Source organism: Allobosea sp. 2RAB26 (genome assembly GCF_052115465.1).
In the GTDB taxonomy this organism is placed as follows: domain Bacteria; phylum Pseudomonadota; class Alphaproteobacteria; order Rhizobiales; family Beijerinckiaceae; genus Allobosea.
The window spans coordinates 438,015-450,625 of the sequence record NZ_JBFRGS010000001.1 but is presented as its reverse complement, the minus strand read 5'-3'; the positions used below and the strand labels follow the sequence as shown (position 1 = coordinate 450,625).

Sequence of the window (12,611 nt, the reverse complement as noted above, 5' to 3'; positions counted from 1 at the left end):
ACGCCTGCGCGACGACGGGATCAGCCCTGTCGTCGCGTTGCTTGTTCCGTCAGGCGTATTTTGGCATGAGCGCTCGCAAGCGTTCCGAGCCCGGAACGGATTCTCTGCTCGCAAGCCAAGGCTCCCGCCATGTCGGACACGAAGCGCCCCCGCATTGCCATCACCTACTGCACGCAGTGCAACTGGCTGCTGCGATCGGCCTGGATGGCCCAGGAACTGCTCTCGACCTTCGGCCCCGATCTTGGCGAAGTCGCGCTCCTGCCGGGTACAGGCGGGACCTTCCAGATCCATTATGACGACGTGCTGATCTGGGACCGCAAGAATGATGGCGGCTTCCCCGACGTGAAGGCGCTGAAGCAGCGCGTGCGGGATCGCCTCGACCCCGGCCGCGACCTCGGCCATCTCGACCAGAGCCACGGCTGAGCGATCCTGCTCGAGCGAGCCTCACGATCCCGGCGCCCGGCCGGGTATCACCTGTCGGGCGCGCTCTTCCTCTGCCCCGCCCTACCGACCGGAGCCTGGCAAGTTGAAGCTCAGGACCGCGAGCTCTGTTCTGTTATGCGCACCGAGCTTGCGCATGACATTGCGGACATGAACCTTGACGGTGCTTTCCTTCAGGTCGAGCTCATAGGCGATCACCTTGTTCGCCTTTCCATGCTGCACGGCCTCGAGCACTGCCGCCTGCCTGGGTGTGAACATCTGCCGGGGCCCGACCGGGTCTCCCGGCTTGCCGGCGCGACGCGACAACAGACTCCCCGACGGAATGAACACTCCGCCCGAACGCACCAGGCTCATCGCGCCGCGTGCCACGTCGAGGCTAAGCGTTGTCGGGATATAGCCTTTCGCGCCGGTCGCGATGGCCTCCAGCATCTCGTCGACGTCCTCGGTATCCGAAAGCAGAACCAGCGAGACATCGCCATCCGCGGCAAGGTCCTCGATCTCCCGCTCGATCTCCTTGCGGCAGCGCGGACCGCTCACATAGCGCAAAACCACCGTTCCCGGTCTCGGCGGGCTCGACCGCTCGCGACGCCATTCCGCCAGCGACGAAAACGTCTCGACCTCGTAATCACGACTTTGAGAGAGCAGGGATGAAGCCAGGCAATCACGGATCAATTGCCTGGCTTCGATGATGACGATGGCGGCAGGCTGCTCTCGGAGACGCGAAATCTCTTCGGCTCCCGAGCGAGTCAAGGATGGCCGCCGATCGGCCATGAGCGGCAGATTCTCATGTATATTTTCGAATATCATAACAATATCCTTGAATTAAAAGCGCATCGCCCCATAATTTTGCCAGAAATAAGTCTAAAAGGAGAACTGCCGCCGCTTTCTCCATGTATTAAATTTTACATCAATTCTAAGCCAGCCAAAGAAAATTATTCGGCGAACCAAACAAATGTTACCTTTTCAGCTCACCCTCTAGGACAAAAAATCGTGAAGACCTCATCAGAGGACTGTCTCTGCCTCTGCACCATTGACGGAGAGACCAGCCATACGGCGTAGCCGCTCCATGTCGTAAATGCTGAACTGGCCGGTCGCGAAGGACATCACCCGCTCAGCCTGCAGGAATTGCATGACGCGATGCAGGTGAACCCCGGTGACTCCGCAAGCCTCCGCCAGGTGGCGTTTCCCGAGCGGCGTCTTGAAGCCCCCGTCATGCATCAGCCCCCGGATCTGCAGGCGATCGTGCAACGTCACGACGAAATGGGCGAGCGCACGAGACGTCCGCCCCGCACCGAGCGCGGTCAGCGAATCCACGAGGCGACGGCGCCCGGCAACCGCAGCACGCGTGATACTCCGCATGAAGCTCTCGTGCCGGAACATCTCGTCGACTCTCGCAGCAGCGAAACTGCACAGCATGACGGGGGTCAGGGCAATGATGGTGCTCTCTGAGGGGCCCGCCATCACCGTATCGAGACCGATCAGATCCCCGGGGAGGAGGATGGCGACGAGCTGACGCTCGCCGGACCCCAGAGCCCGGTACTCTGCAGCCCAACCGGAGAACAGCGTGAACAGGCCGGGCCGCGCGCCTCGTTCCAGGATCACGCTACCGGCTTCCGCAAACCTTTGCCCCTGCTTGAACTCTTCCAGGGTCGTAGCATCCGCATCCGACACGCCATGGAGCGCGGGGATCTGCCGCAACGGGCATGTCAGGCACCACACGCGTTCCCGCGCGACGCCCGCATGGTTCGATGCCACGGCCGACTGGATGCGATGCATTACCCCCTCCGCCAAGGCCGCGCGATGGCCCGAAGGGTTAACTTATGTTAACCGCCAATCCCCGATAAGCTGCATTTGTCGGACCCAGTTTCAAACGTTTCATTGTACTTTGGCGCCCCAAAGGACTCCCCCACCGGGAAACTGCGCGTGGTGACGATCAACGGCTTCACGCATCGGCCGCGTGGACGTGCCGCTCCTCGCAGCACCGGATAAGAGCGGAAGCGACCCGCGCCAGCTGGGGTGCGACAAGTTCCGGGAAGATCGGCAGCGAGAGAAAACGCCGCGCCAGCCGCTCCGAGACTGGAAAGTCGCCGGGCACGTAACCCAACCCGGCATAGGCCGGCTGCAGATGAACCGGGCGGGGATAGTGGATGCCGGTCGAAACCCCCGCCTTGGCGAGTTCCGTCCGCAGCCTGTCCCGCTCTTCGCTCTGGATCGCGTAGACATGAAAGACGTGTTCCGCACGCCGGGCCGGAGCCGGAAGCTGCAGCTCAGTGTCGCCCAGCAGCCGCTCATAGGCCGAAGCGATCCTTCTGCGCTTCTGTGTCCAGCCATCGAGATAGGGCAGCTTGACCTGCAGCGCCACGGCCTGGATCGCGTCGAGGCGCAGATTGAAGCCGGGCCTGACGTGATTGGATCGTCCCTCCTGCCCCCAGTCGCGCAAGCTGCGCAGCAGCTGAGCGGCCTTGGAATCGTGAGTGACCACCGCGCCCCCCTCGCCGCAGGCCCCGAGATTCTTGCCGGGATAGAAGCTGAAGCAGCCATATGAGCCGAAGGCGCCTGCCCGCATGCCATCGCGCTCCGCGCCATGGGCCTGGGAAGCATCCTCGATCACGGTGATGCCGTAGCGATTGGCGATGGCGCCGATCGCCGCCATATCGGCAAGCCTGCCATGGAGATGGACGGGCACGACGGCACGGGTCGCCGGCGTGATGGCAGCCTCGAAGGCTTCCGGCGACATGGTGAAGCTGTTGGGATCGACATCGACCAGAACCGCCTTCGCTCCCGCATAGTGGATCGCGGCCACCGTTGCGACGAAGGTCATTGGTACCGTGATCACCTCGTCCCCGGGTTCGACACCGGCCGCGAGCAGAGCCAGGTGCAGGGCTGCCGTGCCGCTGCTCACGGCCACGGCTTCCCCGACACCGCAATATTCAGCGAACGCGCGCTCGAAGGCCGCGACCGGTTCGCCCAGGACATAGTTGCCGCTGCGCAGGACGGAGAGGACGGCCGCCTCAAGCGGCTCCTGCACCGTCTTGAACTGAGCCTTGAGATCGAGAAATGGGATCATGAGGTTTCCCCCAGTACGGTTTCAAACAACCTGGGTGCAGTGGCGTTGGCTCCGGCATGGCCGATGACGCTGGCCGGGACCCCGGCGACCACCGCGCGGGCCGGCACATCACGCATCACGACTGCGCCGCAGCTGACCACGGCGTAGCTTCCAATCTCGACCCCACAGCCAATGGTGGCATTCGAGCCGATCGACGCCCCTCGGCGCACGACCGTGGCCTCCTGGGCCCATGCCTGCGCCTCTCGCGATCCCCCCGGCCTGACCGCGCGCGGCATGCGGTCATTGGTGAACATCACGCCATGGGCGATCATGACCTCATCCTCGAGCACCACCCCCTCACAGATGAAGGAATGCGAGGATATCTTGCAGCGCCGGCCGATGCGGCTACCGCGCTGGATCTCGACGAAGGGGCCGATCCGTGTGCCCGAGCCGATCGCACAGCCATAGAGATTGACGAGATCGGGGTGGCTGACGACGACATCATCACCGAAGTCCACATCGATGATGGGCATGGCGCTCCCCTTCCCTGCTCCGGCAGAACGCTAGCGTGCAAAAGCGGAACCGGAACGATGGGAATAGGGCGCGCCTCGTTCGGATGAAGCCTATAGGCGGATCGCCCGCAGCAGTAGGCTCCCTACACCTTCCGACGAATTGCTTCTCCTCCCGTGGCAGCAGGACCTTGCAGGCCGCGCCACCAAGGTCTGCCGCACCCCCGCCCGACGCAGCGCCTGACAATCGCCGGGGAAGACCGGAGGCGCGGCCTTGCGCACTGCCGCGGGCAGGATCCTCTCGATTTTTATTCGTGAATGAGCGGCCCGGCTGGCCGTCGCAGGGCAGATGCGCGCTCTCGCTCAGTGGACCGTTATCGCCAGCGCTCGACCCTGTTGGACAGAGGGGCCTCCGCTTCGGCAGATCGGCCCTTCCGGTTCAGTGAACGTATAGGTGACGGCGACGCATGATCCGGTCGAAGGCAGCGGCGCTCCGACGCGACCGGGTCGCCGCTCTCATGGTCGCCCGGCATCCAGGAAGCTGCGGACCAGAGCGACGGTCGCCGCAGGATTCTCCTCCATGATCCAATGTCCGCTACCGGGCACAACCGCGCCCTGGACGTTCTCGCCTGCGAACTTCATGACCGCAGCCATGCCCAGTCCGAAGGATTTCTCCCCCCCGATCGCCAGCACAGGGATCGTCAGCTTGCCCTTTGCCAGGAAGGCCTTGTTGTCGACAGCATCCTGATCGAAGGCGGCGAACTGGGCAAAGCCCGCGCGCATCGCCCCCGGCCTGGCGTAGAGCGCCGCATAATGCTCTCGCGCAGCTTCGCTGAACCGGCTGGGGGTCGCCGAGAATTCATTCCAGAAGCGATCGAGATAGATGCGCTCGCGGCCGGCGACGAGCCGCTCCATGTCGGGGCCGCCGAAGCGAAAGTGCCAGAGCAGCGGATTCTTCAGGATCTCCTCCCAGGGGCCGACGCCCGGCAAGGGGGCATCGATCAGCACGAACTTCGTCACGCGATCGCGATACCCGGCGGCAAGCGCAAATCCGACCATGTTGCCGATGTCATGGGTCACCAGCTCCGCCCGGTCCACCTTCAGGGCATCGAGGACGCCGGCAATGTCGGCGGCCTGGTTCTTCTTGTCGAAGCCCTTTTCGGGGATGGCCGAAAGGCCCATGCCACGCAGGTCGGGAACGATCACGGTCCGGTCCCGCGCGAGATCGGCCGCCATCTCGCCCCACATGTCGCCGGTTTCACCATAGCCGTGCAGCAGGACGACCGCCGGCCCCTGTCCGCCGACCCGTACGTGCAACGTCGTACCGTTGGTCGGGATCTCCTGCGTGCGGAAACCCGCCGGAAACGGAACAATCTGAGCCAACGCGGGGGCAGCGAAAAGAAGGGCGCCGGTAGCGGCGGCCAGGAAGCGAAGCATCGCGATCTCTCCTCATGTCTGGCCGGGCACTCCAGGGCACGGCCTTGCTCTCGACGAGATGATGGCGCTGCGCCATTGTCTGGAGTAGCCGCCAGAAAGCGAAACTGGTTTCCGGAAATAGCGAACAATGATGAAGCTCGACGGAGTCGCGGCATTCGTGATGGTCGCGGAAGCCGGATCGATCACCGCTGCGGCCCAGCGCATGGGACTGGCCAAATCCGTGGTCAGCGAACGGCTGGCGGAGCTGGAACGGCTGGTGGGCACGCGACTTGTGCAGCGAACCACCCGCAAGCTGTCGCTGACCGAAGGCGGCACCGCCTTCCTGGAGCGCGGCAGGCGCTTGTTGCGCGAGGCCGAGGAGGCCGTGGCAGAACTCGCCGAACGGCGAAGCGAGCTGGTCGGACCACTGCGGATCTCCGGACCCGTCAGCTTCGGGGTCCTGCATCTCGGCCCCGCGATCTTTTCCTTCCTGGCGACCAACCCCAAGATCGAGCTGGCACTGGAGCTGGAGGATCGCTTCGTCGATGCGGCGGCGGATGGCTACGATGCCGTCATCCGCCATGGCCCAATCCATGACACGCGACTTGTCGCGCGGCACATTGCGAGCAGCCGCCGCGTCCTCGTCGCCTCGCCTGCCTATCTGGATGCCTGTGGCAGACCGGGGACGCTGATCGAACTCAGGCAGCATCGCGCGATCCTCTACATGAACCGGGACTCGGACTGGCGGTTTCACAGCGAGAGCGGCGCAGTCGTGGTGCGAGCGCAGCCGGCCGTGCGCGTCAATAACGGGCTGATGATGCGCGACGCCGCCCTGGCAGGGCTTGGCATCACCTTGCTGCCGACCTTTGTCGTCCATGAGCAGGTCGCCCGCGGCGACCTGCAGATCGTCGATGTCGGGATCGAGGCCGAAGGCGCTGAAGTCCACGTCGCCCATCCCCGCGACCGCGCAGCCTCCGTCAAGGTACGCGCCTTGACGGAACATCTGCGCCAGAGCTTCGGGAATCCGCCCTATTGGGAGACAGCGGTCGCCCAGGCCTCGCCGATGTCGTGAACACGACACATTCTCGGCACCGCACTGCGCCGCCGAGGCATTGGATGCATCTGCGCTCAGACCGAGCGGCTGTAGCTGCGCCCCGGCTGAGCGAGATAGGCATCGAAGACCGAGGCCACCTTGCGGACAAGCAGGCGCGAATCCTCCGGCATCAGCACGCGACTACCGTCGAAGTGAATGACCCCGTCCTGCGCCAGCGCCTTCAGTCGCGGGAAGGATGGCGCCAGATCCTCCGGGTTCGCCTTGTGCTTGGCGCAGACGGCGCCGATATCGACCGTGAGATCGCACATCAGGCGTTCGATCAGCTCGGCACGCAGCCGGTCGTCAGTACTGAGCCGGAAGCCTTTCGCCGTGGCCAACGCCCCGCTCAGCACACGCTCGGCATAGCGGCCGATGACGACCTCGTTCTGGACATATCCGCCGGGAAGGCGGCCGATCGCCGAGGCGCCGAAGCCGATCAGCGCCTCGGCGCCGTCAGTGGTGTAGCCTTGGAAATTGCGACGCAGCACGCCCTCTGCCCCTGCCTGCCCCATGCTATCGTCCGGCAGGGCAAAATGATCGAGGCCGATGCGGACATAGCCGGCGGCGACCAGCGCCTCGGCCATTGCCTCAGCCTGTTCGTGACGTTCCAACCCGTCAGGCAAATCCGCCTCGTCGATCCTGCGCTGATGTTTCTTGAAGCCGGGCACATGAGCATAGCCGAAGACCGAGAGGCGGTCCGGCCGCAACGCGACGCAGCGCTCGACGGTCTCGATGCAAGATCGGACCGTCTGCTTCGGCAGCCCGTAGATCAGGTCGAAATTCAAGCCGCTGATGCCGGCAGCTCTGAGCCCGGCGACGACGCTTGCCGTCTGCTCGACGCTCTGGATGCGGTTGATCGCCTCCTGCACCACCGGATCGAAGCTCTGGACTCCGAGGCTCGCCCGATTGACGCCGGATGCAGCCAGGGCCTCTGTCACCGCCCTTGTCAGCCTGCGGGGGTCGATCTCGACGGCGATCTCGGCCGAGGGGGCGATGACAAAGCGCTCCCGCAACAGCGCAACCAGACGAAGGAAATCGTCCGGCGCGATGATCGTCGGCGTACCACCGCCAAAATGGACATGCTGGACCTGGAGCGGCGCAGCGAGCCGATCGGCAACGAGCGCGATCTCGCGGCGCAGGACTGCGAGATAATCGACGATCGGCTGGTCGCGCAGGGCAACACTGGTGTGGCAGCCGCAATACCAGCACATCGAGCGGCAGAACGGGATGTGGAGATAGAGCGAGGCCTTCGTTCCGGGCCTCAGCGCCCGCAGCCAATCGCCATAACTTTCCGCACCGATCTCGCCCGTGAAATGTGGCGCAGTCGGGTAGCTGGTATAGCGCGGCAGGCGCTCGTCGAAATACCGCGCCCGGACATTGATCATGACACGTATCCCTGTCTTGCCAGAGTCGATTTCAATGGCATGTGTCTAGCGCGCCCCGGCGAACGATCCTTGATCCAGGACAAATGCCGCCCCGATCGATGGGGCGTGCTACCGACTTGAGAGGATTGGGCTCTGGCGCGACCGCCATGGCTCCCAACGCAGTTCCGCCCATCGCTCAGAGCTCTTGCCAAGCACGGGCTCCTCTTCTGGAATACGCCACGCTCCGCCTGCGCTGTCGTCGCAGGTTGCTGCCGAGGCAAGCCCTCCGGGGTGCCGCGGCAGTTGCATGCACGAAAATGGGGAACAGACCACACATGACGAAAACGCGGTTCGATATCTGGCTCGACCAGCATCACGCTGAGTTCACGGCGATCCGGCGCGACATCCATGCCCATCCGGAGCTCGGCCTGGAAGAACACCGCACGGCCGCGCTGGTCGCGGGCAAACTCCGGGAATGGGGCGTCGAGGTGACCGAAGGCGTCGGCGGAACCGGCGTAGTCGGTGTCATCCGTGGCCGCCGGCCGGGCCAGGGCGCGATCGGACTGCGCGCCGACATGGACGCGCTTGCGCTCATCGAGGAGACAGGGCTGCCCTATGCCTCGCAGAATCCGGGCCGCATGCATGCCTGCGGCCATGACGGGCACACGACCATGCTGCTCGGCGCGGCGCGCTACCTCGCCGAGAACCCCGATTTCGCCGGCAGCGTGAATCTGATCTTCCAGCCGGCGGAGGAAGGGCGCGGCGGAGCGCTCGCCATGCTGAAGGACAGGCTATTCGCGCGCTTCCCCTGCGATGCGATCTACGGGCTGCATAACTCACCAGGCATGCCGGCCTCGTCCTTCGGCACGTGCAACGGCCCGATGCTGGCTGCGGCCGATAGCTGGCAGGTGATCTTCCGCGGAGTCGGTGGGCATGGAGGTTCACAGCCTCACCTCTCGACCGACATCACCTATGCGCAGGCCCATTTCGTGCTCGGATTGCAGGGCATCATCGGGCGCAATGTCGCGCCGCTCGACACCGCCGTGATCAGCGTCGGCTATGTCCATGCCGGCTCGGCGGAAGCCAGCAATGTCATCCCGGCCGAGCTCGTCATCGGCGGTACGGCGCGCACCTACGCGCCGGAAATCCGCGATCTGGTCGAGCGACGGATTGCCGAACTTGCCGCGGCAACCGCGCAAGCCTGGGGCTGCACCGCGGAGGCCTCCTATCGGCGCGGACCGAGCGCCTTGCGGAACCAGCCGGATCAGGTCGCAGTCGCAGTGGCCGCCGCGTCCGCTTCGGTCGGCGCCGCCAATGTCAATGGGGCGATCCGGCCGGGAACCGGGGCCGAGGATTTCGCCGAAATGATGCAGATCAAGCCGGGCGCCTTCATGCGCATCGGCAATGGCGTCGAGGCGGACGGCTCCTTCAAGGGACTTCACACGCCGCTCTTCGACTTCAACGACGAGATCATTCCCGACGGCATTCGCTACTGGGTGAACATCGTCAGCGAAGAGCTTGGCGAGGATCTGCGGGCAGCCGCGGCCTGAGGCTACCTGCGCCACTTTCCCGCGCCGCCGGAAGCGGCGCGGGACCATATTCTGCTGTCGAAGGGGCGCAGCCTGTCCGCCCTCTTGCCGTTACGGTTACAGGCAACAGTTCCAGGCGCGCAAAACTTCGCCACGCTGGCAGTATGCCCTGCAGATGCGGGCCCTCAGTGCTTCGGCCGGAGGCTGCCATGGAGCAGGCGCAAAAGCGTGGACTGACGAGGCTCTTGCTGCGCTGGCCAGAACGGCGCGCGCAGCTGCGGGAAAAATTCGCCCGCGACCCCGGCTTTGCAGAGCTGTGCGAGGCTTATGAGGCAGCCTGCGAGGCCGAGTCCTATTGGACGAAATCGACACTGCCTGTGGGCCCGGCGCGAGCCCGGGAATACGACGCCCTCGTCTCCGCGACAGAACAAGATATCTTGATCCGGCTAGGTCTTTCTTAAGGGAGCCGACCCGGATTCTGGCGGAATTCATCGAATACTGCCTTGATCCATGCTGGCTCGCAGGGCATCATTGGGCTTTCAAGAGCTAATTACGGGCTTTCTTCAGTCCTAGCTGTCGAGGCGAGTGATGGGCGGGCGCATTGCAAGGCTGCATGACGGGAATCCTCCTCCCCAACTCGTCCTTGCAGCGTTGGACACTCTGCTGGCGCACGAGGCCTTGCGCCTTTCCGAGCGCAACCGGCGCTTCCTCTCTTTTGTCGTCATGCAAACCGTTGCGGGCCATTCCGACCGTATCAAGGCCTACTCGATCGGCGTCGATGTCTTCGGCCGCGACGACAGTTTCGACCCTGGCACCGACCCGATCGTGCGGATCGAGGCGACACGCCTGCGCTCGGCGCTGGCAACCTATTACGAGACGGCGGGAGCAAGCGCTCCCGTCAGAATCGCGATGCCACCCGGCAGCTACGTTCCATCCTTTACGTGGCGGCCGTCAGGGAATGGATCCACGAGACCGGCTTTCGCTACCGAGCCAGCGAGGATCGCGTCCGCCGGCGCCAGCCTGCCGACAATCATCATCAAGAACCTGACGGACCGCGCGGCCCGGCTTGCGGCAGTTCATGGCGACCTGCTTATCGAAACCATCATGAAGCGGCTCGTCACAGCCGGCTTCAGACTGTTCGCGATGCCGTCTGCCGAGCGCAGAGCTGCCGCGATCGCGATCAGCAAACTCCTCCTGCACCCCGAGGAGACTTACGCGCTCGACATCGCGGTCCATCCGATGTCGACCTGCCAGCGCTTTTCCTGGTGCGCCACCGATCTGCGCAGCGGAGAGATCATCTGCTCCGACTTCGTCGATGAGACCGAACGCGACGTGCCTTGTGCGAGCACCATCGACATGATCGCTGCGCAGGCAGTCCAATCGGTGTCAAAGGCTCTCGCCGGCTGAACTGGTCGCCCGCCGCTCTCTTAGCTTACCGTAACTGTTACAGGCTTAAGCCCTTGCCGCCCCCATGCGACCGTCGCCCGGCGCGCATGGGCCGCGTCCGGCGGCTGTCGGGCTGGCCCGGAGCGTCGATCCGGCACCGGGAGTGATTCATGGAACGCCACAAGTTCATGGCCGCCGCAGCCCTGGCACTGACGCTAGGGTTATCCGGCGGAGCAGCGAAGGCCCAGACTGCGCCTCCCGCCAAACCCAATATCCTTGTCATTTTCGGGGATGACGTCGGCCAGGCCAACATCAGCGCCTATACGCATGGGGTGGTCGGTTACAAGACGCCGAACATCGACCGCCTCGCCCGGGAAGGCATGATGTTCACGGACTACTACGCCGAGAACAGCTGCACGGCGGGGAGATCCTCCTTCATCACCGGGCAGACGCCGCTGCGCACCGGGCTTTCGAAGGTTGGTATCCCCGGCGCCCCGGTAGGTCTGCAGAAAGGCGATATTACCATCGCCCAGGCCCTCAAGCCGCTCGGCTACGCCACGGGTCAATTTGGCAAGAACCACCTTGGCGACAAGGACGAGTACCTGCCGACCAATCATGGCTTCGATGAATTCTTCGGCAACCTCTATCATTTGAACGCTGAGGAAGAGCCGGAACGGCCCAACTGGCCGAAGGATGATCCGACATTCGTCAAACTGATGTCGCCGCGGGGCGTTCTGAGGACCTCCGCCGATGGCAAGATCGAAGATACGGGCCCACTGACGCGCAAGCGCATGGAAACTGTCGACGACGAGACTACGGGTTCCGCGATCGACTTCATGCAGAGGCAGGTACGCGCCAACAAGCCGTTCTTCACCTGGATGAATTTCACTCGCATGCATGTTTTCACGCATGTGCGGCCGGAGTTTCGCGGCAAGAGCGGCATGGCGGGTAACGAATACGCCGACGGCATGTGGGAGATGGACCAGAATGTCGGCAAGCTGCTGAAGACGCTGGACGATCTCGGCATTGCCAACAACACCATCGTCGTCTTCACGACCGATAATGGCCCCAACGCCTTCACCTGGCCGGATGCAGCGACGACACCGTTCCGCTCGGAAAAGGATACGAACTGGGAAGGCGCGTTCCGCGTGCCGGCCATGATCCGCTGGCCGGGCCAGGTCAAGCCGGGCGAAATCGCCACTGGCATCGTCTCGGGCCTCGACTGGTTCCCGACGCTGCTCGCTGCGGCTGGTGACACAGCCGTGAAGGATCGCCTCCTCAAGGGCTGGCAGCCGCAGGGCAACCCGACGACCTTCCGCAACCATCTCGATGGTTTCAACCAGATCGACTACCTCACGGGCAAATCCGACAAGAGCGCACGCAACGAGTTCTACTATTTCAACGACGACGGCGCCCTCGTCGCGATGCGCTTCGACAACTGGAAACTCGTCTTCGAAAAGCAGGAGCAGCCTGGCCAGATGGATGTCTGGGCGAATCCCTTCACTCCTTTGCGCCTGCCCAAGATGTTCAATCTGCGCATGGACCCCTACGAGCATGCAGAGATCTCCGGCAGCGGGTACGATCAGTGGCGGACCGAGAACGCCTATCTCGCCGCCCAGGGGGTGATGAAAGCCACGCAATTCCTCGAGAGCTTCGTGGAATATCCCCCGAGCCAGCGGCCCGCGAGCTTCGGCGTCGATCAGGTCCGCAAACAGGTGGACAGGAAGATCGACGAGTCGTTCAGGAAGCGTGGTCTGGAGTGAGCCTGTAACTCAGGTATGGTGCCAGCCGGCGTCGCGAGGCGCCGGCTGGTCTCCTTCAAATGGG

Annotated in this window: 12 protein-coding genes; 6 read left to right on the top strand and 6 right to left on the bottom strand. The window is 64.0% G+C overall.

Translation table 11 applies throughout. The features are described from left to right. Window positions 1-129: 129 nt before the first annotated feature. Window positions 130-423, top strand: coding sequence for an Rdx family protein (locus AB4118_RS01995; protein WP_043238576.1), 294 nt, complete (start codon window positions 130-132; stop codon window positions 421-423). Between the two features lie 81 nt (window positions 424-504). Here AB4118_RS01995 and AB4118_RS01990 read toward each other — a convergent pair whose 3' ends face one another. The 5 genes from AB4118_RS01990 to AB4118_RS01970 all read right to left on the bottom strand — a co-directional run bounded on the left by AB4118_RS01990 (window position 505) and on the right by AB4118_RS01970 (window position 5,433). After that, entirely contained in the window at window positions 505-1,191 is a 687-nt protein-coding gene (locus AB4118_RS01990; protein ID WP_441488146.1) for a helix-turn-helix transcriptional regulator, read from the bottom strand. A 252-nt stretch (window positions 1,192-1,443) separates the two neighbouring features. Next, window positions 1,444-2,217: a Crp/Fnr family transcriptional regulator gene (locus AB4118_RS01985; protein WP_441488145.1), complete on the bottom strand. Its 774-nt coding sequence runs from the start codon at window positions 2,215-2,217 to the stop codon at window positions 1,444-1,446. Between the two features lie 166 nt (window positions 2,218-2,383). Then, on the bottom strand, window positions 2,384-3,508 hold the full coding sequence (locus AB4118_RS01980; RefSeq protein ID WP_441488144.1) for a DegT/DnrJ/EryC1/StrS family aminotransferase: 1,125 nt from the start codon (window positions 3,506-3,508) through the stop codon (window positions 2,384-2,386). Continuing rightward, complete coding sequence (locus tag AB4118_RS01975; protein WP_441488143.1) at window positions 3,505-4,020, bottom strand: acyltransferase; 516 nt, start codon at window positions 4,018-4,020, stop codon at window positions 3,505-3,507. Before AB4118_RS01975 ends, AB4118_RS01980 begins: the two co-directional genes overlap by 4 nt. A gap of 492 nt (window positions 4,021-4,512) precedes the next feature. After that, a complete protein-coding gene (locus AB4118_RS01970) occupies window positions 4,513-5,433 on the bottom strand; it encodes an alpha/beta fold hydrolase (protein WP_441488142.1) in 921 nt (306 codons plus the stop codon). A 127-nt stretch (window positions 5,434-5,560) separates the two neighbouring features. Here AB4118_RS01970 and AB4118_RS01965 point away from each other — a divergent pair, with 127 nt between their 5' ends. Continuing rightward, on the top strand, window positions 5,561-6,484 hold the full coding sequence (locus AB4118_RS01965; RefSeq protein ID WP_441488141.1) for a LysR family transcriptional regulator: 924 nt from the start codon (window positions 5,561-5,563) through the stop codon (window positions 6,482-6,484). 56 nt (window positions 6,485-6,540) lie between these two features. On the opposite strand, the gene hemN is transcribed toward AB4118_RS01965, so the two are convergent. After that, entirely contained in the window at window positions 6,541-7,890 is a 1,350-nt protein-coding gene (hemN, locus tag AB4118_RS01960; RefSeq protein WP_441488140.1) for an oxygen-independent coproporphyrinogen III oxidase, read from the bottom strand. 314 nt (window positions 7,891-8,204) lie between these two features. Here hemN and AB4118_RS01955 point away from each other — a divergent pair, with 314 nt between their 5' ends. The 4 genes from AB4118_RS01955 (at window position 8,205) to AB4118_RS01940 (ending at window position 12,547) form a co-directional block, all read left to right on the top strand. Further along, the gene (locus AB4118_RS01955; RefSeq protein ID WP_441488139.1) at window positions 8,205-9,419 is read left to right on the top strand and encodes an amidohydrolase; all 1,215 of its coding nucleotides are present in this window, start codon (window positions 8,205-8,207) and stop codon (window positions 9,417-9,419) included. Window positions 9,420-9,607: 188 nt separating this feature from the next. Next, on the top strand, window positions 9,608-9,859 hold the full coding sequence (locus AB4118_RS01950; protein WP_441488138.1) for a hypothetical protein: 252 nt from the start codon (window positions 9,608-9,610) through the stop codon (window positions 9,857-9,859). A 127-nt stretch (window positions 9,860-9,986) separates the two neighbouring features. Then, window positions 9,987-10,805, top strand: coding sequence for a hypothetical protein (locus AB4118_RS01945; RefSeq protein ID WP_441488137.1), 819 nt, complete (start codon window positions 9,987-9,989; stop codon window positions 10,803-10,805). A 149-nt stretch (window positions 10,806-10,954) separates the two neighbouring features. Then, complete coding sequence (locus AB4118_RS01940) at window positions 10,955-12,547, top strand: arylsulfatase (protein WP_441488136.1); 1,593 nt, start codon at window positions 10,955-10,957, stop codon at window positions 12,545-12,547. Window positions 12,548-12,611: the final 64 nt, after the last annotated feature.